Origin of the sequence: Pseudidiomarina halophila (genome assembly GCF_003987215.1) — a bacterium.
In the GTDB taxonomy this organism is placed as follows: domain Bacteria; phylum Pseudomonadota; class Gammaproteobacteria; order Enterobacterales; family Alteromonadaceae; genus Pseudidiomarina; species Pseudidiomarina halophila.
In genome coordinates, this window is sequence record NZ_PIPW01000002.1 from 59,475 (window position 1) to 83,859 (window position 24,385).

Consider the following 24,385-nt stretch of genomic DNA (forward strand, 5'->3'; position numbering starts at 1 on the left):
TGATCCTTGTTCTGATCAACCGGTGGATAACTAGGGTACTTATGCACAGGCTGAGTTATACACAGACTTGTACAGTGAGTATCTACAGATCTTAGGGGATCTTATACATTCATTACTCACAGCTGTTGGGTGAAATAATCTAGCCATGTTGATGCTTTTTTCTCCGGATCGTCTACCGACATGTCAATTTCGAGGCGTTCGATCAAGGGTTTTGCCCCCAGTTCTTTCAGCTTATGATCAAAATCTCGTCCGGCAGCGCAATACGTATCGTAACAAGTGTCACCCACAGCGATAACAGCGTAACGCAAAGGATCGAGCGCCGGGTTTTTGGCGTGTAAATCCGCCGCGAAATCAAGCATGCTGTCGGCGTATTCCCCAGCGCCGTGGCTGGCGATACAGGCGAGCCAATAGCTTTGCTCGTTCACCGCTTCAACTAAGTCGGAATAAACCGGTTCGTAATGTAAACGGGTGCTATAGCCCTGTTGTTGCAGCTGATCACTGAGTTGGTCAGCAAGATACTCGGTATTGCCTGATGTGGTCGCAACCAGGATATCAATGGTTGGTAATGTGGTTTGCATAGATTTGGTTACCGCTATCGAAAATGAACAAATACTTATGCAGATGATACCACTTGATTGCGGCCATTGCGCTTCGCTTTGAGTAGCGCATTGTCGGCGCGTTGAAGAGCGTCAGTTAAGGATTCGTCAGGAGCTATTTCGACCACCCCGAAGCTGGCGTTGATTTGAATCAGCTCACGTCCGGCAGGTATTGCCGGTAGATGTTGGCGTAAACGCTCGGCGGTTTTCTCTGCTTCCTGCAGGTTTTGATCGGGCAGTAAAAGTAAAAATTCATCGCCGCCAAAACGGCCGATAAGGTCACATTGGCGGATGTGTGCACGAATGCTTTGGGCGGCCATGATCAGAGCTTGGTCGCCAACCAAATGGCCATAATTGTCATTTATCTCTTTAAATTCATCCAAATCAAAGACCATGAGCGCAACGGGAAAATCCCGGCTACGGCGGCCAGTCAGCTGGAGTTCTGCCTGTTCAAGGAAGTAACTTCGGGTGGCGACCTGGGTCAGGTTATCGGTTTTGGTCTGCTGATGGAGTTGCTTGTTTTGGTGCAATAAAGAAGGTACTGCAACTCCAAAATAAGTGTTGGCGGCAATTAAGCATAGAGCAAACTGATAGGTTAGGGCGTGGTCATCGACGCCAAAGGCACCGAACCAGGCTGCAATGATTACGCTAATCAGCGCAAGACTTAAAATGCCGCGTTCTAAAGATTCCGTGTAAACCATCCATAGCTGAGGCACACAGAGAAAAAAGATAAAATAAGCGATTGCTGGATGCCCGTAGACATAATCAGCAGTCAAAACAATGGCAACGAGCAGAATCATTAAACCGAGTTTTTTGCTCCACAACTGCTGATGTAAGGGTTCTCCGGAGAGTCTGATATTTAGAGGTTTCAACCAACTGTTATCAAGCTTCCACATACGCCCAAGTAACAACATAAAAAACGGGGTGAGCACCAAAGCTCCGGCTAAATCGCCGATCCACCAGGTCAGCCAGCTATTGAATACCTCGCTGACGGACATGGTGCCGATTAAGTAAAATGCAATCAGGCCGAGCCAGGCGCCGAGCAGGGTAGTCAGAAAAATAACCACGAGAAAAAACAGGATCCGTTGGGGAATATGCTGGATGTCCCAACTTCCTACCAGGCACCGGAAGTAGAAGCCACCAAGCCCGTATGCGACTGCATGTGCGGTACCCAAAGTCAGGCTGTTTTGTGCCTGACGCAGCCATGACAACGAAGAGTTTTCCTGCAAGTACATCCAAAAACCGGCGACCAGGGTTGCGGCTAATATAGGTAAAAAGGCGCGACGGCCGATAAGAATAAACGCGGCTAATGATAATCCAGCGGGTGGATACCAGAGACTAATGTATGGCTGATATTCCATCAACATCGCTGCCCACCAGACCAGCAACCAAAGACTGATCAAGGCTAAATAGCGAAACGATGATAATGACAAGTTCCCGATGTTTAGCGGATTCAACAGTAACTTCCTTTTGCAACCCTTCACTTAACTGTAAAGCATAGGATGCGATAAAGGGAAATTTTTTACGACCAGTGAAATGGTCTAACCCAGCCGAATTTGATAGTGTCCGGATAGTCTATTTAAAACAACGAGTAAAACTATGCAACGTACAAGTTTTTGGCTTGCTTGCGCAGCCATTGCTGTGGTGAGTTTTGGCGCTAATGAAAGCGCGGAAGCTTCTGCCATCAAGCAAACGAAAGGTCAGTTTGAAGATAAGTTTCGCCAATTAGATGAAGTGCTCCCCACCCCCAATGTCTATCGCAGTGCGGCGGGCGAGCCTGGCGAACGGTATTGGCAACAGCGCGCTGATTATGAAATCGATGTGCGTTTAAATGAAGAATTGCGCCGGCTTGATGCATCAGAAACCATTACCTATCACAACAACTCACCCTATACGTTGAAGTATATCTGGATTCAGTTGGATCAGAATATTTTCCGTAACGATTCACGGGCGGAACGTAGTGCAACTTTTGGTAGTCATCCGGAAACCGATTTAGCCGGTATCGATAAGCCGGCGCGGATTTCTTTAGGTGAATTACGACGCCAGCAGTTTATGACTGACAACGAATTAGGCTTCGCCATCGATAAGGTAACCAATGGTGTCGGCGACGCCCTGAGCTTCACCATTGTCGGTACTAACATGCGGGTTGATTTACCAGAGCCGTTGGCGCCGGGCGCGCAAACGACCCTGGGTATCGATTTTGGCTTTAATATTGTAGAAGAAGATGCGGTTGGCGCACGTGCTGGTTACGAGCACTTCCCTGATGATGCGCGGGAAGGCGGTAATGATATCTTCCTTATCGCACAATGGTATCCGCGGGTAGCTGCGTTCACTGATTATGAAGCCTGGACTAACAAAGAGTTTCTGGGTCGTGGCGAGTTCACTATGGAATTCGGTGACTTTGCGGTCAATATCGACGTACCGGCCGATCACATCGTGTCAGCCTCAGGGGTGTTACAAAATCCCGATGCGGTGCTGACGGATGAGCAGCAACGTCGGTTAAAAGAAGCGGAGACCGCCGAGCGTCCAGTATTTGTTGTGACAGCGGAAGAAGCTCTGGAGAACGAGAAAGCAGGTACCGATGAACGTAAAACCTGGCGTTTCGTTGCCGAGAATGTGCGCGACTTCGCCTGGGCTTCATCACGCAAGTTTATGTGGGATGCCAAAGGTTACCAACAAGGTGGCGACGTGCAGCCATTAGTTATGGCAATGTCATTCTTCCCGAAAGAAGGTGGCGATCTGTGGAAGAAGTACTCCACCGAGTCTGTGATCCATACCATGGACGTTTACAGCCGCTTCTCGTTTGACTATCCGTACCCAACTGCGCAATCAGTGAATGGCCCGGTTGGCGGTATGGAATATCCGATGATTACCTTTAACGGACCACGTACGGAATTGCAGGACGACGGTACCCGTACCTACTCATTGGCAGAAAAGCGCTTTTTGATCGGCGTGGTGATTCACGAAATCGGGCATATTTACTTTCCTATGATCGTAAACTCTGATGAGCGTCAGTGGACCTGGATGGATGAAGGCTTGAACAGCTTCCTTGACGGCGTTGCCGGGCGTGAATGGGATCCTACGATTCCGTGGGGAGTTGAGCCACGTAGCATTATCGATTACATGAAATCTTCGGTACAAGTACCGATCATGACGCAGTCAGACAGTGTTTTACGCTTAGGCCCGAATGCTTACACCAAGCCGGCTGCGGCGCTGAATATATTACGTGAAGTCATTCTCGGCCGTGATTTATTTGATTTTGCCTTCCGTGAGTATGCGCAGCGCTGGATGTTTAAGCGTCCGACGCCAGCGGATTTCTTCCGTACCATGGAAGAAGCATCGGGCGTCGATCTTGACTGGTTCTGGCGCGGTTGGTTCTATAGCACCGATCATGTCGATATCAGCCTCGATCGTGTGTTTAAGTTGCAGTTAGATACCCAGGATCCGGATATTGACTGGGAGCGTCGCCGTCAGGAAGAAGCGGATAAGCCAGTGTCGTTTTTCGTGCGTCGCAATGAGATCGAAGGCCGCAAGACTTGGGTGGAATTAAATTCTGACGTGCGAGACTTCTATGACGAGAACGATCGCTTCACTGTGACGAACAAACAGCGTAACGCTTATCAGAAGTTCCTTGAAAAACTGGAGCCGTGGGAGCGTCGCGTGTTTGATCGGGCGATTGCTGAAGACAAAAACTATTATGTTCTCGACTTTTCGAACGTTGGCGGTCTGGTGATGCCGATCTTATTGCAAATGACGTATGCTGACGGCTCGACGGAAGATTACCGCATCCCTGCTGAGATTTGGCGCCGTGACGCGAAAAATGTCAGTAAGTTGATTGTCACCGATAAAGAGGTGGTAAGTTTTGCGGTGGATCCAAATTGGGAAACTGCGGATGTAAATATTGAAAACAACTACTACCCGCGGAAAATCATTCAGTCGCGTATTGAAGCCTTTAAGTCAGAGCGTGGTACGGACCACATCAGTCGTGATCTGATGCAGGAAGCGAAAACCAAGCTCAAAGATGAGAGTGACGATAACAACGATGATTAAGGCTAAAACGCTCGTCGTTGGTTTAGTGGCCTGTTTGTTGGTGGGTAGCTTAGCTGCCCACCAACTCAAGTCAGCAGTAACAACGATTTTGTTTAATGACCGCACCGGCAACATCGAAGTTATGCATCGCTTCAATTTGCATGATGCGGAGCATGCGGTCGGCGAGTTATTTAACAAAGACCAGGTGGATATTCACACCGACGAAGCAACCCGCGCATTGTTTGCAGCTTATGTGTTGGAGCGATTCTCACTGAAAACCAGTTTAGGAGACGAGCTACCTTTAACCAGCGTCGGTTATCAGGTTGATGGGCGGGATTTTTGGGTTTATCAGGAAACCACCATACCCGCTGCCATCGAAGGCCTGGAAGTGCATCATAATGCGTTGCAGGAATTGTGGTCGGAGCAACAAAACCTGGTCAATATAGAAGGCAAAGGCGAAATTAAGAGTCTACAATTCAATGCAAACGATGACGGGTTAACCGTTCAATTCGACTGATTCTGCCGTTGGAGGCGTTATGGTTCGAATGATTCTTGCTTTTGTAATTGCTATGGTTGCTGCCGCAATAGTCGGTAGTATCATTCAGACGCAGTTTAATCTTGCGGCCTTAGCAGAGCTTTCGGTGCCCATCTCCTTCGATACAAGAATTTCTACGATAATTCACGATCTCCTGCATTTTTCGCCGATGTTCGCGGTAATTGTTGCTGCGGTGATGATGATCGCATTGCCGGTTGCGTATGCCCTTGCCCGTTGGCAGCAGCATAGAGAACGTTGGTGGTTTACCCTGGCCGGGTTTATCGGCTTATTGGTCGGCTTTTGGGTAGTAAATAATCTGGCGCCAATGCCGACGTTAATAGCTGCGACACGCACCTGGACCGGACTACTAAGCATGGCACTGACCGGCGGATTTGCGGGCTGGTTGTTTGATCGACTGTGGCGGCCGACGCCGCAGGAACTTGCGGAGCCGGTACTATGATTGGATTGAATAAAGTATTGATGGCCGGTGTCGCGGCGTGTGCGGTTTTTTTGACACCATTGACGAGTGCGCAGGATCCCGCAGACTTCGAGGTCATGGTGATAGCAAATGATCTGACTCATCCGTGGTCCTTAGTCGAATTGCCTGAACAACCCTTAAACTTTTTAGTGACCGAACGTGATGGTGGCTTTAAGTTGGTTTCCGAGCTCGGCTTTATCGATGAGATCCCGCTCGAGCTGCCTGGCTTATTTGTAACGGGGCAAGCTGGCTTATTCGCGGTCAGTCTGGCACCCGACTTTGAAAGCTCGCGCGAGCTGTATTTCAGTTATGCCTGTGGCGTTGCGAATGCCAACACGACTTGCGTTGCCCGCGGTACCTTGAGTCGAACCCGGCCGCTAAAAGTTAGTGATGTTAAGCAGATCTATGTTGCACAATCGCTGCGTGAAGGCGGTGCTCACTATGGTGGTCGTATGGTGTGGTTGCCCGATGACACCCTGGTTCTCACCTTAGGTGATGGCTTCGACTATCGTGAGGAAGCGCAAAATCTTCAAAACCATTTCGGTAAAATCGTGCGTATGACGCGTGATGGTGAGCCTGCAGCGGATAATCCGTTTCCACATAAAGCCGGTGGTTACATTTACAGTTACGGTCATCGCAACAGTCAGGGTCTGGTTTACGACTCTGAAGCAGATAATTTGTGGCAACATGAGCATGGCCCGCGCGGCGGTGACGAACTGAACCGGATACAGCCGGGCAAAAATTACGGCTGGCCGATTGCCAGTTATGGCATCGATTACACTGGCGCTTTGGTAACGCCCTATGAAGAGCTTCCGGGCGTCGCTATGCCTGAGTATCAGTGGACACCGTCGCTGGCACCTGCCGATATGGTGCTGTATCGGGGTTCTGAATTCCCCGAATGGCAGGGCGCGTTGCTAGTCACTCATCTTGCCGGCAAGCGCATGCAGGTGTTAAAGCAAAGTGCCAATGGCTGGGAGGTGGTTCACGAAATAAAGTTGGCTGAGCAACAACGGCTGCGTGCCGTTACTGGTGCCAGTGACGGAGCGATTTACCTTCTTACCGACAGCCCGCAGGGCCAGTTGCTACGGCTTTCCCGGGCTGAAAACTAATTCCTCAATGAAATCAGCGGTCATCTAAATTTTATGTAAAGCGTCCTCGCGCTTTGCGCGCGCTGTGCTACTTTGTAAAGACACAAACGTAACAACGTTCATCTGAGTTATCGAGGTTACATCATGAATAAATGGATTCCATTAGTTGCCGCCACAGCAGTTGTACTTGCGGGTTGTCAGACGCCTATGTCAAACACCCAGAAAGGGGCGACCATCGGTGCAATAGCCGGTGCAGTCATAGGTAAAGGAACTGGCGACCATGATAAAAGCCGTTATGTTTGGGGTGCTGCAGTTGGTGCGCTTGCTGGCGGTGCCATTGGTGCCTATATGGACAAGCAGGAGCGGGAATTTCGTGAGGAGCTCGCTGGAAGCGGTGTAGAAGTTATTCGAGACGGCGATACCATCCGCTTACAACTGCCAAGTAACATTACTTTTGGCACGGATAGCGCGGTTATCGCAAGTAATTTTGACCCGGTGCTGAATGACGTCGCACGGGTATTACAGAAGTACGAAAAAACGACAATGGTTATTGAAGGGCATACCGACAGCACTGGATCTGCTGAATACAATCAGCGCTTGTCAGAAAACCGTGCCTTGGCCGTCCGCAATCACCTGAATCGTAATGGTGTCGACGCACGACGCCTTACAGCAATGGGCTTCGGTGAATCGCAGCCGATAGCCACCAATGAAACCGAAAGTGGTCGGCAGTTAAACCGACGGGTTGAACTGCGTATTGTTCCTAACCGCGAGCAATAACAACCCTCAGTTCAATTGGAGAACGTTAAAAGCGAGCTACGGCTCGCTTTTTTTTATGCAGTTTGCGTCGACTGATGTTTATTTAAGTCCTGCTGTACCCGCAACAGCCAGCGTGCGGCAGTAAGCTTGGCGTTGAAGTCCAGCTTATCGGCGATTTTATAGAGCTTGAACAGGCGATGATAAAAGCGCGCGCGATAGCGTTCCAACTGCTGTTTAGTAAGACTCCGTTGTTCAATATCCTGCAACTCACGTTCAAGCGCCTGGAGTAAATGCCGCTGACGGCTGCGAAGGTTAGTGGGGAAGAGCAGTTTGTAACTCGCCATAGCCAGTAGTGGCGCCGCTGTAACTGCCAGCGCGATACTAATGGATTGCACTGCATCAAACTCATAGTGCAGGTTCGGCTGCATCAACAGTAAGAAGACTAAAATAAAGTCCATCGAACCCGGCGATGTGCGGTTGTGCGCCATTGGAATACCTGCCAGTAAAACAATCGGCACCAGACACAGAAGCATGGTAAAAATGCTGTTGGTATGGGGCCATAAAAAGGCTTGTATCGAAAGCGCGAGGATGGCCCCCGCGGCTTGTCCAATGAACACAAAGTACATGGTTTTAGCAGGATTTTCGGCAGTCGAAAATAAGGTCAGCATCACGGACGCACCGAGTAACAGGAAGGCTAATGGTGCCCAACCTGTGATCGCCCAGAGAATGCTGATTAAAGCCATAACCGCAAAGGTACGCAAGGCGGATTCTTTAGCGCCCCGCCAGTCGCGATGCAGCAGTACTGAGGGGGTGCGCACCGATTGTGCGGCCGCACCACTACCACGAAATGCCAGGCGCTCGGTGGCTGCGTGTTCAAATTCAAAAAACGCCTCGGCGACAGGGGTTTTGGCAACGAACGGGTGCAATGCAATCACCGTTGCGCGCATCCGTTTTGGGTCGTTATCGATAATCGCTTGCGCGCAGGTTTGCAAAGCCTCACTCAATTCCGGGTAGGGTGTTAACCTGGCACCACTGAAATGCAGGGTTTCAAGTTGGGCGAAAATCCCCAGTTGCGCATTGAGTAACCGGCGAAGCAATTTCGCCGACAGATGCGCAGAAGGTGAGCCACTACCGTGGTCGATGAGCTGGGTTTCTAAGTGCGCGAGCTGGGTGATGTGATCATGAACCGGTAGTTTCTCGATACTACCCTGAGCGAAGGCTTTGGACAGCAACTGCAGGTTAGCAGCCGTTTGGCGTCGCACTTTGTTGACTAAGGTTTGCTCGGCTCGTTTATAGGTAAACAACCAGCCAATCACGAGTGCTGTCAGAATGCCCAGCATCACCGTTACAAAACGGTCGACGCCGATATGTAATAAGGCATCGGATGTGCGCGTCAAAAGCACCACCATTGATGCTGAGTAGCCTGCTAACACCGCGCCGTAGGATAACAGGCCGTGCAGCAAAGTTGAGGTATAAACGCAGGCGACCACCCATAGTGTGAGCATCAGTCCGGCAAGCAGGGTGATGTCCTGGGTCAGGATGACGATAAGAATGCCGACGCTGGTGCCGATAATGGTACCCAGCGCCCGAAAGCCGGCTTTTTCCAGCAGTAAGCCGCGGGTAGGCTGGGATACCGACCAAACGGTCATGGCGGCCCACTGAGGATGTTCCAGGCCCAGCGCCCAGGCTAAGAAGAGTGCCAGACAGGCAGCGCTTCCGGTCCGTAAGCCGAACCGGAAACGGGTGTAATCAAAACCAAATTGCGCGAACTTAGTTGTTGTTGCGTTCATCCACCAATAACGCGATTGCGCCGTCTCCTGTAACGTTGCATGCGGTGCCAAAACTATCTTGCGCCATATACAGCGCGATCATCAAAGCGACCGCTGTTTCGCCAAAGCCCAGCATTGAGCCTAACAGACCCACCGCCGACATCACAGCGCCGCCTGGTACACCTGGCGCGGCGAGCATCACCACGCCTAACATCATGATAAACGGCAAAATGGTGAAAAACGAGGGAAGTGCCAGGGAATCATGTAAAAACATCACGGCCAGCGCACAGCTGACGATGGTAATGGTCGAGCCGGCAAGGTGTGTGGTGGCGCATAACGGAATGACAAAGTCGGCAACGTCATCAGTAACCTTGTTCGCTTTTGCACAGCGTAAGCTGACCGGGATAGTCGCGGCGCTCGACATGGTACCTAACGCGGTAAAATAGGCCGGCAGCATGGTTTTCAACAGGCCAAAGGGGCTGCGGCCATGACGCAGTCCGGCAAGCACATACATCGTAGTCAGATAAACCCAATGCAACGCCACCGCCATCAGCAACACGATACCGAAGGTTTGCAAGGTTTGAAAAACCGTGTCTGCATGTGCCATACCAGCGAACACGCCAGCAATATAGAACGGCAACAACGGAATAATAACTTTAGCCAACAGAACTTCGATAATATCGCGGCCATGATCCGACAACTGTTTCAGCTGCAGCGCTTGGGTTGCAGCTATTCCCAGGCCAAAAATAAACGCCAATACGAGTGCTGTCATAATGCCGAACACTGGCGGCACATCAACAGTGATAAAGGGCTCCAGCACTTCAGTAGCAGTGGTGCCATCGGTCCCCGCGGCGGTCAGTAGCGGCACCACCAGACTGGCGATGAAATACGCCGCGATACCCGCCAAAATTGTCGATAAATAGGCGATGACCAGTGTGCGCCCGAGCAGTCTGCCTGATTTCTGCGGTAAGCCAGCAATACCGCTGGTGATGAAAAATAAAATCAGCAATGGAATGGTAAAAAACAGCAATTCGCCGAACAGAACCTTAAAGGTCAGCAAAAGCTGCGTAAACCAATCTGGCATGTACAAGCCAATCAAGGTACCGAAGACAATACCAAGCACCAGTTTAAGAATGAGTCCCATATTTTTTGCTCTCGTTGTTGGGGCTGCTGTCAGCTTGAGCTGACAGTGCGGAAATGGTGAAAAGTGCGCCTATTCTTGCTGATTTGGCGGTGGATTGCCAGGTGTATGTGGCGGCGGGGAAGTCACAATTAGCTGATGGAGAGATGCGGCTGATTTTTTGTGACCAAAAAGAAAAAAAGCCCCACGAGCGAGGCTTTGGATTCAAAATTAGAGCGCTACACTTTGGAGTAAAATATCATCCTTACACGTAATTTCTAATATTGTTCTCGTGCAGCTTCTAAAACTTTTAATAAATTCGGTTATCAACCCTTTATCACCAGAGGACATTGAAATGTTAATGTCAACGGACGGGGCTTTATTTTCCACGGGCTCAATCAAAATTCGATGATGTTGGTTATTAACTTTCAACGCTGAAACTAAATAACCATTGACGCTCGCTTTTGAAAGATAGGCCCTTTTATAATCAAAAGTAGCAGGGTGATATCCCGAATAAATATTGATCTCATCGCCACTGCTAAGTCTTATTTCATAAATCCTAAAGTCCACTTGAGAAGTATATTTATACTCGTCACCAGATTTCATTCCAAAGCAAGCTGTCCCGAGAAAGACATTACAATATGGATACAACTTATTACTCGCACCAGCAGAGGCAGTGATCATAATGAAAATTAACGCAAAAAGACTTTTCATAATTTTACCTCTCATCTCTTTTCCAGTTCACATCACGCTTTTAACTTCTTTAATATTTCGACTATTTTCTGAACCAGACTTTCTTGACCACCACGCGCTGACTTGATAGGACAAAGCCTCGGGAGGGCAAATACTGTTCACTTAAGATGAGCAACATTGCTGGCAAGTATAAGGCTTTGATCTAAGGTCACTGTATACTCAAAAAAGACTACTCTTGAAGCAATTCTTTTTTTGCTGCACTCAAAGCCTCTTGAAGAATATCCAGATCTAGTGACTGAAACTTTAGTTCTCCATCAGGTATTTCAAAGCAAATAGGTTGATCTGGTTCAGTCGTGACTAAGCCAATAAAGTGGCCGTCAATTAATATCTCCGCTAACAGGTTTTCATAATTGACGTCGCTCATAATCGTTATGTTAATTCTATTGTTCATTTCTTTTTAGTTCCAAACACCCAGCAGATAACGGCGGGCGTTTACGCCAGCCCCTTCGTAGCGAATAACCGGGTCATCGTTGCCAAGGCCATGAATAAAGCGTCGTAACAGCGTGCCTGAGCTGCTGTACTCCGCCACCAGCTCGTCGCCGTCGTAAAGATAATCGATGCTTTCGCCGTTGTGTACTGTGCGCGTTAAGCGACCGGTGGCATCGTAGCTAAGCGCTACCGTATCGTCAGGGCCATTCGCTGCAACTGACTTACCGGGCTATAGCTGTAACTGCGGTCGTTAAATTCCTGGTAGTCGCAATCAAGCACCCGGCCCATGCCGTCGTAGCTGACACAGAATCTTGAACACCCCTCTTCGATGCAGCTTATTGCGGCTGAAACAGTTCGTCAGAAACTTCTTTTTCAACAACATTAACGGCGGTGTAGGTGACCTTCCAAGTGTCGTGAATTCGCTCATGCTGAAGATAAGGTGACTTGGCAATTTCCCAATACCTATCATAGTAAGCGAATTTCAAGTTTTCATAAGGCTCTGGGTTGATATACAGGCTTGGCGCGTACCAATACCTTGAAATACTTCCATCTTCATAAGCTATCTCAATTAACTTCGTATTGCGCCCGAGAACTTTGAGTTCCGCGTCCTTAACCGTCAAATGCTTTAAGACCCGTTTTTCCTCTGATGCATCAAAAACTTCTGTTTCAGCGTTAGGTTTCGTTTTAATGTATTGTTTGTTTTCGTCCGCTCGGTAAATTTCCCAGTTACCGACAGTGCTGTTAGTTTCTATCCTGAAATGACCACCTTTTCCGTAGTAAATTGTTTGCGAGTTACCATAGGTTGAATCCAGAAGTTCTTGTGGTATTTCCGGTATTAACGCTTTGCTTTGGATCTTGTATTCGATAACGCCTTCGAAAGAGTCATTAGCACAAACATCAGCACTCAAATACACCATCAACATTGCCAAAATCGTTGCAGCTTTACTCATTCTCTTTCCTTATTTTTTTCAGTAGTGCCTTCACCGGCTCATCACCGTCGTACAACTACTCGAAATCAAGCAGCCGGTGCTTAGTGACCTAAGAGTGAATCGATTACCGATTTTCTGAAAAGCTCAATCGTCCCGTATAAATCGGATTGACGAAAAGCTCTTTGGTGCTGGGGCACCTTGTTAGCTCATTCATTGGATTCGCTTCCCACGCCTCATCGTATTGCGGATCACTTACCCAGAAGCCGCGATTCAAGGCAACTGCAGCGTTTTTTATTTCCGGCGTGGCAAACTCTTCTTCCATCATGGTTTTATGGGCGAAAAATAGGTTTAAGGCTTCTCTGTCTCCTTCAAACATTCTTCCGTGAAACAAAACATCGTGAGCCCAAACATCGAAAGCTAAACAGGGCGCTTTTTCACCCTTATTATTTGAGGACACCCCTAATTCCCAGTGACGTGACACGCGAGCATCGGTTACCTCAAATAAATCTGCATCATAATCCTTAGGATAGACGATTCCCGATTCATCGATGACACAATACCAATCGGTTTCATTTGGGTAGAACTTAACAGCGTAGCAAATATAATGCTTACCTTTAGATAAGGCGACATCTCTGTCCGATTTCCCACAATACTTTACTATCATTTGTTACCTCTGCTACGAGCATTCGTGTCATCTTTAATTTTGAGATCCTCTCGCTCACCTGTCGCCCTATCAATATCATAATGAACTTCTGTAGATGTGCCATCACCATGTTTATGATGATGCGTCTTTTTGTCCTTTGTACCCGTTTCAGGGTGATATTTAGGGTCACCAAGCTTGCCTTTCCAATCCATACCCGCGCCTCCTTTAGCTTCTTCTAAGGTAAGCTGCTCTTCTAAGTCCTTGGGCTCTGATCTTGAACCACTACTCCAAGTTTCTGGCACGTCAGAGTCATTTAGATCACTATTTGTAGCAGGTGTCGGAGTTGGAGCGATGATCCCGTTATCTCGCAGGAATCTTTTTGCATCTCGATACCCTTGCTTAACTGACCACCAAGGGTTCTTAAGGAGTCGAAATAGTGGACGCCTAATACTCCCGCCCGGATCCGTTGCATTCAACGGGTCATTCCCGACATAAGCATACCAGTTCATGCCATCTTTGTAGCCGATGGGGTCGGTTTGCATAAACCGGCCCAGCCGCGGATGGTAAACCCGTGCTTTGTAGTAGTACAGCTCGGTGCCGGGGATGAGAATTTGCCCGGTAAAACGAAAGCGTGCATCGCTGCTGTGCTTCGGGTTGCCGTAGGCATCGTACTGATGCGCTTGCAGCAGGCCGCCATTGTCGGTCATTTCGGCGATGATGCTGCCGCGCTCATCGGCCAGCAGATAACGGCGGGCGTTTACGCCAGCACCTTCATAACGAATGACCGGGTCATCGTTGCCAAGGCCATGAATAAAGCGTCGTAACAGTGTGCCTGAGCTGCTGTACTCCGCTACCAGCTCATCACCGTCGTACAGATAATCGATGACTTCGCCGTTGTGTACTGTGCGCGTTAAGCGACCGGTGGCATCGTAGCTAAGCGCTACCGTATCGTCAGGACCGTTCGCTGCAACTGACTTACCGGACTATAGCTGTAACTGCGGTCGTTAAATCCCTGGTGGTCGAAATCAAGCACCCGGCCCATGTCGTCGTAGCTGACACAGAATTATGAACACTACCTCAGGATCGGATTTAACAGTGCAATCAGCCATTTACAAAAAATCTTTTACAGTCTCAATATTGAATACCCTCTAGCTGACACAGAACTCTGAACGCTACCTAATTAATCCTCTAAGCTTATCGTATATGAAAATGTTACTGGAATTTTTAGGTCTACTATCAACTTATTTATTAAGGGGGGCAACTCAATAATATCACTGTCAAGCTCCGAAAATATCGAAACAAAAAGATCAACTTTACCTTCACTGACTTTGTTTACGCAGCTTTTCAATTTTGACGAATCACACTTGTCATCTATATCAAGAACAAACACAAAATTTTCAGGGTTCTTAAAGTAATCCTTCGTTGAGCAATTATACTCTGCAAGTTCTTTTTTCAAAAAAGTTACGCTATCTTTTTCTATATCGATAAACCTTAATGAATAGTCAACGTCTGTAAGCTCTTGCATCCACTTTTACCTTCTATTTTTGAACTGATCTGCTAAATCGAGAAGCTCACTATAACTATAATTGTCACTGCCACCTCTACCTTCAGACTTTTTCTGTTTTTCGATAAACTTACCAAATTCGTTCCTGTTTACTCCAGAGGAACGAGCTACATCATCGACCTGCTTACGATCCCTCTTATTTGCTCCTCTCGTTTTGGGCCTGTTTTTCTTCCCGCCCATTTTCGCCTTTGCAATTATACCGCCAATTGCGGCCAACTCTCCTGTTATAGAATTGTCACCGGCTTCATGTGCAAATTCACCTTCAGGATCTCGTTCTCCCTGAGGGACAACATCAATACCAGAGTCCCCCATTATACCCTCAATGATAGGCTCTAGGATCTCCGTCATTTTATCTTCAAGCCAGCACACCAGCTTAGAACCCGAATGTCCTTCAGAACACAATCCACTTGAATCTGTGTAGTTCAGCGGGTCATTCCCAACATAAGCATACCAGTTCATGCCATCTTTGTAGCCTATGGGGTCGGTCTGCATAAACCGGCCCAGCCGTGGGTGGTAAACCCGTGCTTTGTAGTAGTACAGCTCGGTGCCGGGGATGAGAATTTGCCCGGTAAAACGAAAGCGTGAGTCGCTGCTGTGCTTTGGGTTGCCGTAGGCATCGTACTGATGTGCTTGCAACAGGCCGCCATTAGCGGTCATCTCGGCGATGATGCTGCCGCGCTCATCGGCCAGCAGATAACGGCGGGCGTTTACGCCAGCACCTTCATAACGAATGACCGGGTCATCGTTGCCAAGGCCATGAATAAAGCGCCGCAACAGCGTGTCTGAGCTGCTGTACTCCGCTACCAGCTCATCACCGTCGTACAGATAATCGATGCTTTCGCCGTTGTGTACTGTGCGCGTTAAGCGATCGGTGGCATCGTAGCTAAGTGCTACCGTATCGTCAGGACCGTTCGCTGCCACCAGGCGATTATGGGCATCGTAAACATAGCTCCAACCATCAAAGCCGGCTAGGTTCCCGGCACTGGTGTAGTTCGCGTACTCTGGCAGGCCATCGTAGTTGATACACGATATTGAGCCCCATTTTGTTAACGATTCTTTTGCAAGCTAAATCCATATGACTATAACGCCACCGATCCCAGTTAAAGCTGTAATGTAAAACGTATACTTACTGTCGTCAGCCTTAGCATTTTGTTTTAGAAATCGCCGCCTACATTTCTTCGAGAATAGTCCTAAAAATCCAAAACCTCCTAAGAAAATAAACGCAGGGGACCACATAAATGGAAGCCAATACTTAGCTACAAATGCACCCAATACGGCTGGCCCCACCGCTAACATCGTGTATCCAATAACCAGAAACTGAATCGTTTCGTATCTAAAGCCGCCCCAAACAAAATCACCGCCTGTTATTCTTATAAAATAATTTAAATACCTGCTTTGGAGACTCATTGCGTTTAATACCTTTAATCTTTAAAAAACCGTTTCACTTTTTCATACGCGTTAGTCGGGCTAAAAGTGGCGGTTCCTTTAAATGAGGGACCCGTACTTATTCCACCCCTAAGCTGTAAACCGATCTGAGGCTCCAATTCGCCTCCCACAAGGTCATCAAACCCGCCCTCAACGCCTACTTTTAATTTTGCTTCACCCGTCGGATCCGTCGTATTCAGCCGGTCATTCCCAACACAAGCATACCAGTTCATGCCATCTTTGTAGCCGATGGGGTCGGTTTGCATAAACCGGCGTAGCTTTGGATGGTAAACCCGAGCTGTACTAAAACAAAGCACGGATTTGGTTGAGCATTACAAGTGTATATAAAATGTTGACATAGTGAAGTGGGTTCGTTAGCGTTCAAACTGTGGATCACACATGGAAACTAACCACATGGAAACTAACCACATAGCGCCTCCTAAGCGCCGGTCTGTTGCTCTTCTGAAGACCCTCATTGTCGCTGCTGGCTTAACCTGTTCGGGTGCTGCTCTTGCTGTCGATAAGATCTATTCCTGCGATACTTGTGATGCGCAAAAAGCAGAGTGGGTAGCAGCACAACATGTCCCGGAGCCGAATTGTTACGACTCAGAGCAAGAAGAGGCAGGGACGACACAGACAATTTATGTTTGCGAATCGGCGTACCGCACGCTTATTGTCGCTAATCCAGTGTCTGAAGATGCTTTCAAATTCCGCGTCAACTATTCATGTAAAGATTCACTGTGTAATCGTACTGACCCGGTGATCACAAGGCTGTCGATAAATGACCAGGAGGCTGCGGATCTTGAATTGTTTTATCAGACCGACCAGGACTTTCGCGAAATGATGCGTGGTGCGCCTACTGTAACGGATATTAGCAGCGATGATAATTCCGTTGCCTTGAGTGCTGACGAACAAAAATCGAGTTCAGACCCGAACAGTGGCGGAGAGGACTGTAGTGTAAGCCCAGCACGTTATTTTACCAGTGCAAGTTATCGAGCAGAACTGGAAGATATCATGGCTGACGTTCTTGCGAACGCAGCAGGGTCTCAATCTTTCCAATCTGTCACGAGAGGTGCAGATTTGACGGGTTTCTCTGTGGGGGTAGAAAGTATCTCAATCAGCTTTCAGCACAATCAAAACAACCTTCATCACATGGTCACATTTAACGGTGATCCATCACAAGACAGATTAGCCTTTCGCGTAAATTATGTAGGCGACGCGACTGCTCCTGGGCTCGAGCAAATATACCTCCAATTTCATCTCGTCTATCCAAGTTCGCGTATCGAGGGAGTCAGTTTAGAACAATTACTTCAAGGACCCGTTAGCCTTCTCGATGAGGATGATATCGGATGTCTGAGTACCTTATTCGATGACCCGGACATTTCGGAAACTCTTAGCCAAGGCTCGCCGCAGTGGTTCCCAGCGGATACTGGCGAAGGTGCTGGCCCGGATTTAGGATATTTACGTTGCGCAACGACGACTGAAACGGAGACTTGCTCAACCCTTGAGGATGGCAGTCGCCAGTGCATTGTGTCGACCGTAACGCATTGGGATGTATGTGAGTCGCAACCTTAACACCGAGCACGGTTCCGGAAATTTCGGAGGGTTAACGATTTCACTTCCCGATACAAAACGAACTAAAAATCTTGCCAAGCAGATCATCGGAGGTGAATTCTCCGGTGATTTCGTTCAGGTGCTGTTGCGCAAGGCGCAGCTCTTCCGCGAGGATTTCGCCAGCGACATGCTGTTCTAGCGCGTCTTGACCAGTAAGTAAGTGCTCACGTGCTTTGGTCAGAGCGTCGAGGTGACGGCGTCGTGCCATGAAGCTGCCTTCACTGGTGGCCTGATAGCCCACGCAGTGTTTCAGGTGTTCACGTAGCAGCTCAACGCCGCTGCCGGTTTTTGCGGACAGGTGTAACACAGGAACGCCGCCGATATCTTCAAGTTCTACCGATTCAGCGTTTAAATCAACTTTGTTGCGTATCACCGTGAAAGGTAATTCGGCAGGCAACTGTTCGAAGAACTCCGGCCAGATATCAGCAGGATGCACGGCGTTGGTTTCAGTGGCATCGACCATGAAAAGTACCCGGTCGGCACCGCGAATTTCATCCCAGGCGCGTTGAATGCCTATTCTTTCGACTTCGTCCGGGCTTTCGCGTAAGCCAGCGGTGTCGATGATATGTAGTGGCATACCGTCAATCTGAATGTGCTCGCGCAAGACATCGCGGGTAGTGCCGGCGATGGCCGTCACAATGGCAGACTCGCGGCCAGCGAGAGCGTTCAACAGGCTTGATTTACCTGCGTTTGGCCGGCCAGCGATAACGACCTTCATCCCTTCACGTAATAACGAGCCCTGTTTCGCTTGCACCATCACCTGCTGCATATGGTCGAGAATGGCTTCCAGATCAGCGGTGACTTTGCCGTCACTAAGGAAATCAATTTCTTCTTCTGGAAAGTCGATTGCGGCTTCAACGTACATGCGCAGAGAAATCACCGCATCAACAAGCTGATCGATCTCGTGCGAGAAGCCACCCTGTAAGCTCTGTAAGGCGGCTTTGGCAGCTTGCTCTGAGGTGGTATCGATTAAGTCGGCAATGGCTTCTGCCTGGGTTAAATCAAGCTTATCGTTAAGGAACGCGCGTTCGCTAAACTCACCGGGCCGTGCCGGTCGCACACCAGGCAAGTCGAGGACCGCTTTAACGATCATGTCGATAAGAACGGGGCCACCATGACCCTGGAGTTCAAGAACGTCTTCACCGGTGAAGGAATTCGGTCCGGCGAAAAACAAGGCGATCCCCTCATCGAGAAGCTGTCCTTGGGTATCTTTAAAGGGTAGGTATTCGGCTTTACGAGGGGGAGGACAGTGGCCAAGCATTGCCTCAGCAATAGCTTTGGTTGCCGGACCACTGACACGAACGATACCAACCCCACCACGGCCGGGCGGGGTGGCCTGTGCGACGATGGTATCGTTACTTAGCTCGAAGCTCATTTTTTCTTACGGCGCTCCATCATGCCTTTTTTCTCTAAGCCGCGGTAAATCCACTGCATTTGCGCGATAGTGATCAAGTTGTTACTCAACCAGTAAAGTACCAGACCTGATGGGAACCACAGGAAGAATACCGTAAAGATAACCGGCATGTACTGCATTAGTTTCTGCTGCATTGGGTCGGTGCCTGGCGTCGGTTGCAGACGCTGCATGTACCACATGGATACACCCATTAGCAGTGGCAAAATGTAATACGGGTCTTTCGCCGATAAATCCTCAATCCAGAGGAATAATGGAGCGTGACGTAGCTCGACACTTTCCAGCAGTACCCAATACAAAGAGAGGAAGATAGGTAATTGCAACAGCATCGGCAAACAGCCACCGAGCGGATTTACTTTCTCTTCTTTATAGAGCTTCATCATCGCTTGCGACATTTTCTGACGATCATCGCCATAACGCTCGCGCAAGGCTTTCATTTTTGGCTGAATCATCCGCATTTTCGCCATCGACACGTACTGTGCTTTGGTGAGCGGGTAGAGTAGCGCTTTAATGATCACTGTGACTGCGATGATCGACAGACCCCAGTTGATGAGGAAGCTTTGTAAGAATTGCAATAACTTAAAGATAGGCTGTGCGAGCCACCACAAGAAACCATAATCGACGGTCAGGTCGAGGTTCTCGGCAACGGCAGCCATGGCATCCTGGTCTTTTGGACCGACAAACAGGGTCGCGCGAATCTCAGCCTGACTATTTGGCGCAATCGTCGCGGTCGGATAGATCACGCGCATCAGTGCCAGATTGCCGCTCAATACGCTAGAAGAAAGCTGCTTGGTACCTTCGCTGCGAGGAATCCAGGCACTGACAAAATAGTGCTCTAACATGCCAACCCAGCCGTCTTCAGTAGCTATACTCAGAGGTTTGTCGCGCATGTCATCGAACGAGTATTTCTCGTAACGATCTTCGTCCCACGAGTAAGCACCACCTTTATAGGTCGGCATCATCATGCTGCCGCCAGCGTCAGTAATTACCTGCTTCAGCTGTGCGTAAAATTGGACTTCTTTATGCTGGCTAGCGGCGTTTTCAATCGTATAGAGAACATCAATCGCATAAGAACCTTTGGTGAAAACGAAGGTTTTAGTGATTGTTGAGCCGTCATCCAGGGTATAGGTCAAAGGTACTCGTAATGAGTCGCCCGACATGGTGTAGCTATCACGTTCCACGTAGAACACTGGACGGCCTTCGGCGGAGTCCGTGCCATTTTTGCCTACCAAGCCTGACTGCGCGATATAGAGTCGCGCTGGGTCGGAGTGCAGCAGTTCAAAGCGTGCTTCAGAATCCTGGGTACGGGCAAACTCGCGTAATTGGGCGTTAACGACATCGCCGCCGCGCAGTGAGATTTTCACATCCAGAACGTCAGTTGTTACGCTGATGCGGGCACCTTGAGTCGCTGCTACAGAGCTAGGTGTTTCGCCTGGTGCTGTGGTGGCGGGTACACTGCCGTCGGTACGCAATTCAGGATTTGCGGCTGGAACACCGCTGTCGCTCGACGTTTGCGTGGTTTGTGTCGGTGCCTGAGCTGCTTGCTTAACTCCTGGCGCTGTATCATCGAGCCAGTTTTGGTAGAGGAAAAAGCTGACTACCAAAAAAGCAATAAACAATATGGAACGTGGCGAATTCATAAGTCCTTCGTCTCTTTTGTACTTTCGTTCGTTAATTCCGATGCTTTCGCGTCTGGCACCGGGTCGAAGCCGCCCGGATGACCGGGATGACATTTACTAATGCGTTTACTGGCAAGCCAGAAGCCCCGCATCATACCATGCTTTTGTATCGCTTCGATGGCGTATTGCGAGCAAGTGGGCTGGAACCTACAGCGCGGACCAATGAGTGGGCTTATGAACCACTGGTAGAGTCGGATGCAGCCGATAGGTATTGCACGCACCGCTTGCTTAATGTTCGCCATAAATAATCGAGCCGTTGTTGCAAAGCATCAGTTTCGAGATCGACGATACCGCTTTTTGCGATCACGATAATGTCGAATGCCGGTATTTTATGCTGTTTTAGCCTAAAATTCTCGCGAATCTTGCGTTTTATTCGATTCCGATCGACCGCACGTTTAGCGCGTTTTTTCGAGATAGTGACGCCAATGCGTGGATGATCTAGCTGATTGGGTGTTGCGAGCATGGTGAGCTCAGCCGTAACGGCCTTCACCGGGGGGGCATTAAAGACTTGCTGAAATTGAGCGGGAGTTAACAGACGTAACTCCCGACCATAGGAATACTTCTTCAATTACGCAGACAGGACTTTGCGGCCCTTGGCACGACGACGAGCCAAAACCTGGCGGCCGTTTTTAGTTGCCATACGAGCACGGAAACCGTGGCTACGCTTGCGCTTTAATACGCTTGGTTGAAATGTTCTTTTCATGACGTTACATCCGTAATCGGTTACCAAAAATTTAGAGCGCGAATTCTAACGATAAAAAGGATCAAAGTCAACGCAAAAAGCTATCCACAAACTGTAAAACAGAATGATTCTTATTGTGGATAACCTTCATGCAGTTGGTCGCATAATTTGCCTTTCAGGCTAGCGATTCCAGAGTGACTTCAGTACAATCGAAGGATTCTAATTATACAATATTTCACGGTCGATTCTCGCGTCTTTGGTGACAAAGTGGTGTAAGTGTGGGGCATCAGCGAGGATCGTCGTTGCTATAGAAAATGCAGGGAGTCGAGTGTGAATAAATCGCTGTGGGATCAATGTACCGAACGCCTACAAAGCGAGCTGTCGACGCAACATTTCAATACGTGGATTCGTCCTCTTCAAGCTGATCAAGGGGATCAAACGCTGACGTTGTACGCGCCAAATATGTATGTGGTCGATTGGGTGAAAGATAAGTACTTAAACCTGATCAACGATTATTTAGGTGAAGCAGCGAAAGAAAAGGGCGGTGAAACCCCAAGCGTGTCTTTCGCGGTTGGCGGTATTGAAGAACGTAAGGCGAATGGTAGTGAACGTCCAACCAAGCGTGCCGAACCTCGCCGGGCGGCGGAACGCCCGAGTCGGCGACAAAGCCCATGGGATGATGATGGCCCGGCGCCTGCATTCGAATGTAATATCCATCCAGAATACACTTTTGATAACTTTGTCGAGGGTAAGTCTAATCAGCTTGCGCGCGCAGCAGCATCTCAGGTGGCGGAAAACCCGGGTGGGGTTTATAACCCGCTGTTTGTTTATGGCGGCACAGGGCTGGGTAAAACTCACCTGCTTCATGCCGTCGGCAATGCCATCATGGCGAACAAAAAAGGTGCGAAAGTTTTCTACATGCGTGCCGAGCGCTTTGTTCAGGACATGGTTAACGCATTGAAAAATAACTCAATTAATGAATTTAAGCGTTACTACCGTTCAGTTGATGCGCTACTTATCGATGACATCCATTTCTTTGCCAATAAGAAAGGCTCGCAAGAAGAGTTTTTCCATACCTTTAATGCCTTACTTGAAGGCAATCAACAGATTATAATGACCAGCGACCTGTACCCGAAAGAGATTGAAGGGGTCGAGGACCGTTTGCGCTCACGTTTTGGTTGGGGACTGACCATTGCCATTGAGCCACCAGAGCTTGAGACGCGGGTTGCGATTTTGATTCGAAAAGCACAAGAGCGGGGTATTACTCTGCCGCACGAGGTTGCTTTTTTCATCGCCAAACGCTTGCGCTCAAATGTGCGTGAGCTTGAAGGTGCGCTAAACCGCCTGGCTGCCAATGTGAATCTTACCGGGCGGCAGATCACTATAGATTTCGTACGTGAAGCCTTACGTGATTTGATTGCGGCGCAAGAAAAGTTGGTCACCATAGAAAACATACAGAAAACAGTCGCTGAGTATTACAACATTAAGATGGCTGACTTATTATCGAAAAGGCGCAGCCGCTCTGTCGCAAGACCACGTCAGTTAGCGATGGCGTTAGCGAAAGAGCTGACCAACCATAGCTTGCCGGAAATAGGTGATGCTTTCGGCGGCCGTGATCATACGACGGTTTTACATGCGTGTCGCAAAATTAAAGAATTAAAAGACGCACAGCATGATATAAAAGAAGACTATAGAAACTTAATCCGCACGTTATCAGCCTAAGTTCTAGGTGGTAGTTAAGGCCGGTGCTGCAAGGACACGAATACAGGGGAATAATGGGATGAAATTTACCATCAATCGCGATGCGTTTTTAAAGCCGCTTCAAGTGGTCAGTGGTGCTGTTGAGCGACGCCACACGATTCCAATTTTATCTAACGTTTTAATCCAGGTTGCACCGGATCATGTTCGCCTCACCGGTACTGATCTGGAAGTTGAGCTGGTATCGGTTTGCAGCATTGAAGGTGGCGAAGAAGGGCAACTGACAGTGCCGGCGAAAAAGCTCGTCGATATCGTGCGCAGTCTGCCCGACGGGGCTCAGGTAGAAGTCAGTGCGAGTGGCGAAAAAGCGACGATTCGCTCCGGCCGCAGCAAATTTACTCTGGCAACCCTGCCCGCAGAAGATTTCCCTAATATTGATGATTGGGACAGCGATATTCAGCTCGTCACCTCGCAAGGCGTATTGCGTGAACTTATGGAGCGCACGCATTTCTCGATGGCAAATCAAGACGTGCGTTATTACCTGAATGGCATGTTGTTTGAAACCGATGCCAATACTTTGCGTACGGTTGCCACTGATGGGCACCGACTAGCTATGAGTTCAGTAGATATTCCTCAACCCAATTTAGCTGGGCGCCAGGTGATCGTGCCGCGCAAAGGTATCACCGAACTTATGCGACTGCTTGATGACGTCGACAACGAAGTGAAGGTTGCCATCGGCGCAAACCATATTCGGGTAGAAACAAACGGCATGTCGTTCACCAGCAAGCTGGTTGACGGTCGCTTCCCTGATTACCGCCGTGTACTTCCACAGGGCGGCGATAAATTTGTCGTCGCTGAACGCGATATTCTGAAGCAAGCTTGCTCGCGTGCTGCGATTTTATCGAACGAAAAATACCGTGGTGTACGCGTTACTCTGAGTAATGGCGAAATGTGTTTGACTGCCAATAACCCAGAGCAAGAAACCGCAGAAGAAGTCATTGAAGTCGATTATCAGGGCGATAGTCTGGAGATTGGATTTAACGTCAGCTATTTGATTGACGTACTGAACACTATTGACGGCGATAAGATTAAAATGACCTTGTCCGGGCCAGATGCGAGTGGTCTCATTGAAGATAACGAAGATGACTCGTCGTTGTACGTCGTTATGCCAATGCGACTTTAGTGAA

26 protein-coding genes are annotated in these 24,385 nt (G+C 48.8%); 8 read left to right on the forward strand and 18 right to left on the reverse strand.

The window, feature by feature from the left end; all coding sequences use genetic code 11:
• Window positions 1-116: 116 nt before the first annotated feature.
• Together CWI69_RS06320 and CWI69_RS06325 are read right to left on the reverse strand one after the other, a co-directional pair.
• The gene (locus CWI69_RS06320; protein WP_126763007.1) at window positions 117-578 is read right to left on the reverse strand and encodes a flavodoxin domain-containing protein; all 462 of its coding nucleotides are present in this window, start codon (window positions 576-578) and stop codon (window positions 117-119) included.
• 35 nt (window positions 579-613) lie between these two features.
• Window positions 614-2,053 carry a GGDEF domain-containing protein gene (locus CWI69_RS06325; protein ID WP_126763009.1) on the reverse strand — a complete coding sequence of 480 codons (1,440 nt, stop codon included), beginning with the start codon at window positions 2,051-2,053 and terminating at the stop codon, window positions 614-616.
• Window positions 2,054-2,195: 142 nt separating this feature from the next.
• Here CWI69_RS06325 and CWI69_RS06330 point away from each other — a divergent pair, with 142 nt between their 5' ends.
• From CWI69_RS06330 to CWI69_RS06350, 5 genes are all read left to right on the forward strand, one after another.
• Window positions 2,196-4,646: a M1 family metallopeptidase gene (locus tag CWI69_RS06330; protein ID WP_126763011.1), complete on the forward strand. Its 2,451-nt coding sequence runs from the start codon at window positions 2,196-2,198 to the stop codon at window positions 4,644-4,646.
• Window positions 4,639-5,142, forward strand: coding sequence for a DUF6702 family protein (locus CWI69_RS06335; protein ID WP_198678913.1), 504 nt, complete (start codon window positions 4,639-4,641; stop codon window positions 5,140-5,142). The genes CWI69_RS06330 and CWI69_RS06335 overlap by 8 nt, the downstream gene beginning before the upstream one ends.
• A 19-nt stretch (window positions 5,143-5,161) precedes the next feature.
• Complete coding sequence (locus CWI69_RS06340) at window positions 5,162-5,620, forward strand: hypothetical protein (RefSeq protein ID WP_126763013.1); 459 nt, start codon at window positions 5,162-5,164, stop codon at window positions 5,618-5,620.
• Complete coding sequence (locus CWI69_RS06345) at window positions 5,617-6,747, forward strand: PQQ-dependent sugar dehydrogenase (RefSeq protein WP_241971051.1); 1,131 nt, start codon at window positions 5,617-5,619, stop codon at window positions 6,745-6,747. Before CWI69_RS06340 ends, CWI69_RS06345 begins: the two co-directional genes overlap by 4 nt.
• Before the next feature lie 123 nt (window positions 6,748-6,870).
• Window positions 6,871-7,503 carry a YiaD family glycine zipper/OmpA-like lipoprotein gene (locus CWI69_RS06350; protein WP_126763014.1) on the forward strand — a complete coding sequence of 211 codons (633 nt, stop codon included), beginning with the start codon at window positions 6,871-6,873 and terminating at the stop codon, window positions 7,501-7,503.
• Between the two features lie 53 nt (window positions 7,504-7,556).
• Here the strand turns inward: CWI69_RS06350 and CWI69_RS06355 are convergent, their stop codons facing one another.
• The 11 genes from CWI69_RS06355 to CWI69_RS06400 form a co-directional block, all read right to left on the reverse strand.
• Complete coding sequence (locus CWI69_RS06355; RefSeq protein ID WP_126763016.1) at window positions 7,557-9,272, reverse strand: FUSC family protein; 1,716 nt, start codon at window positions 9,270-9,272, stop codon at window positions 7,557-7,559.
• Window positions 9,253-10,395 (reverse strand): dicarboxylate/amino acid:cation symporter, encoded by a 1,143-nt coding sequence (locus CWI69_RS06360; RefSeq protein ID WP_126763018.1) that lies wholly within the window; start codon window positions 10,393-10,395, stop codon window positions 9,253-9,255. The genes CWI69_RS06355 and CWI69_RS06360 overlap by 20 nt, the downstream gene beginning before the upstream one ends.
• Before the next feature lie 207 nt (window positions 10,396-10,602).
• A complete protein-coding gene (locus CWI69_RS06365; RefSeq protein ID WP_126763020.1) occupies window positions 10,603-11,085 on the reverse strand; it encodes a hypothetical protein in 483 nt (160 codons plus the stop codon).
• Window positions 11,086-11,293: 208 nt separating this feature from the next.
• A complete protein-coding gene (locus tag CWI69_RS06370; RefSeq protein ID WP_126763022.1) occupies window positions 11,294-11,515 on the reverse strand; it encodes a hypothetical protein in 222 nt (73 codons plus the stop codon).
• Between the two features lie 6 nt (window positions 11,516-11,521).
• Complete coding sequence (locus CWI69_RS12355; RefSeq protein WP_275070092.1) at window positions 11,522-11,653, reverse strand: hypothetical protein; 132 nt, start codon at window positions 11,651-11,653, stop codon at window positions 11,522-11,524.
• Window positions 11,654-11,888: 235 nt separating this feature from the next.
• Window positions 11,889-12,503, reverse strand: a complete 615-nt coding sequence (locus tag CWI69_RS06375; protein ID WP_126763024.1) for a hypothetical protein — start codon at window positions 12,501-12,503, stop codon at window positions 11,889-11,891.
• A 103-nt stretch (window positions 12,504-12,606) separates the two neighbouring features.
• Entirely contained in the window at window positions 12,607-13,146 is a 540-nt protein-coding gene (locus tag CWI69_RS06380; protein ID WP_126763025.1) for a hypothetical protein, read from the reverse strand.
• Window positions 13,143-14,009, reverse strand: coding sequence for an RHS repeat-associated core domain-containing protein (locus CWI69_RS06385; RefSeq protein ID WP_476742300.1), 867 nt, complete (start codon window positions 14,007-14,009; stop codon window positions 13,143-13,145). The genes CWI69_RS06380 and CWI69_RS06385 overlap by 4 nt, the downstream gene beginning before the upstream one ends.
• A gap of 296 nt (window positions 14,010-14,305) precedes the next feature.
• Window positions 14,306-14,650, reverse strand: coding sequence for a hypothetical protein (locus tag CWI69_RS06390; RefSeq protein ID WP_126763029.1), 345 nt, complete (start codon window positions 14,648-14,650; stop codon window positions 14,306-14,308).
• Window positions 14,651-14,656: 6 nt separating this feature from the next.
• Complete coding sequence (locus tag CWI69_RS06395; protein WP_338051947.1) at window positions 14,657-15,721, reverse strand: RHS repeat-associated core domain-containing protein; 1,065 nt, start codon at window positions 15,719-15,721, stop codon at window positions 14,657-14,659.
• Between the two features lie 389 nt (window positions 15,722-16,110).
• Entirely contained in the window at window positions 16,111-16,431 is a 321-nt protein-coding gene (locus tag CWI69_RS06400) for an RHS repeat-associated core domain-containing protein (RefSeq protein WP_126763033.1), read from the reverse strand.
• An 82-nt stretch (window positions 16,432-16,513) separates the two neighbouring features.
• Between CWI69_RS06400 and CWI69_RS06405 the strand changes: the two genes are divergently transcribed.
• A complete protein-coding gene (locus CWI69_RS06405) occupies window positions 16,514-17,689 on the forward strand; it encodes a hypothetical protein (RefSeq protein WP_126763035.1) in 1,176 nt (391 codons plus the stop codon).
• 40 nt (window positions 17,690-17,729) lie between these two features.
• On the opposite strand, the gene mnmE is transcribed toward CWI69_RS06405, so the two are convergent.
• The 5 genes from mnmE to rpmH are packed head-to-tail and all read right to left on the reverse strand — an operon-like array spanning window position 17,730 to window position 21,521.
• Window positions 17,730-19,103, reverse strand: coding sequence for a tRNA uridine-5-carboxymethylaminomethyl(34) synthesis GTPase MnmE (gene mnmE, locus CWI69_RS06410; protein WP_126763037.1), 1,374 nt, complete (start codon window positions 19,101-19,103; stop codon window positions 17,730-17,732).
• Window positions 19,100-20,779 (reverse strand): membrane protein insertase YidC, encoded by a 1,680-nt coding sequence (yidC, locus tag CWI69_RS06415; RefSeq protein ID WP_126763039.1) that lies wholly within the window; start codon window positions 20,777-20,779, stop codon window positions 19,100-19,102. Before yidC ends, mnmE begins: the two co-directional genes overlap by 4 nt.
• Window positions 20,776-21,060 (reverse strand): membrane protein insertion efficiency factor YidD, encoded by a 285-nt coding sequence (gene yidD / locus CWI69_RS06420; protein WP_126763041.1) that lies wholly within the window; start codon window positions 21,058-21,060, stop codon window positions 20,776-20,778. The genes yidC and yidD overlap by 4 nt, the downstream gene beginning before the upstream one ends.
• Window positions 20,991-21,386: a ribonuclease P protein component gene (gene rnpA / locus CWI69_RS06425; protein ID WP_126763043.1), complete on the reverse strand. Its 396-nt coding sequence runs from the start codon at window positions 21,384-21,386 to the stop codon at window positions 20,991-20,993. The genes yidD and rnpA overlap by 70 nt, the downstream gene beginning before the upstream one ends.
• Entirely contained in the window at window positions 21,387-21,521 is a 135-nt protein-coding gene (gene rpmH, locus CWI69_RS06430; RefSeq protein ID WP_082863315.1) for a 50S ribosomal protein L34, read from the reverse strand.
• Window positions 21,522-21,830: 309 nt separating this feature from the next.
• Here rpmH and dnaA point away from each other — a divergent pair, with 309 nt between their 5' ends.
• The gene (gene dnaA / locus CWI69_RS06435; protein ID WP_126763045.1) at window positions 21,831-23,222 is read left to right on the forward strand and encodes a chromosomal replication initiator protein DnaA; all 1,392 of its coding nucleotides are present in this window, start codon (window positions 21,831-21,833) and stop codon (window positions 23,220-23,222) included.
• Window positions 23,223-23,280: 58 nt separating this feature from the next.
• Window positions 23,281-24,381 carry a DNA polymerase III subunit beta gene (gene dnaN, locus CWI69_RS06440; RefSeq protein ID WP_126763047.1) on the forward strand — a complete coding sequence of 367 codons (1,101 nt, stop codon included), beginning with the start codon at window positions 23,281-23,283 and terminating at the stop codon, window positions 24,379-24,381.
• Window positions 24,382-24,385: the final 4 nt, after the last annotated feature.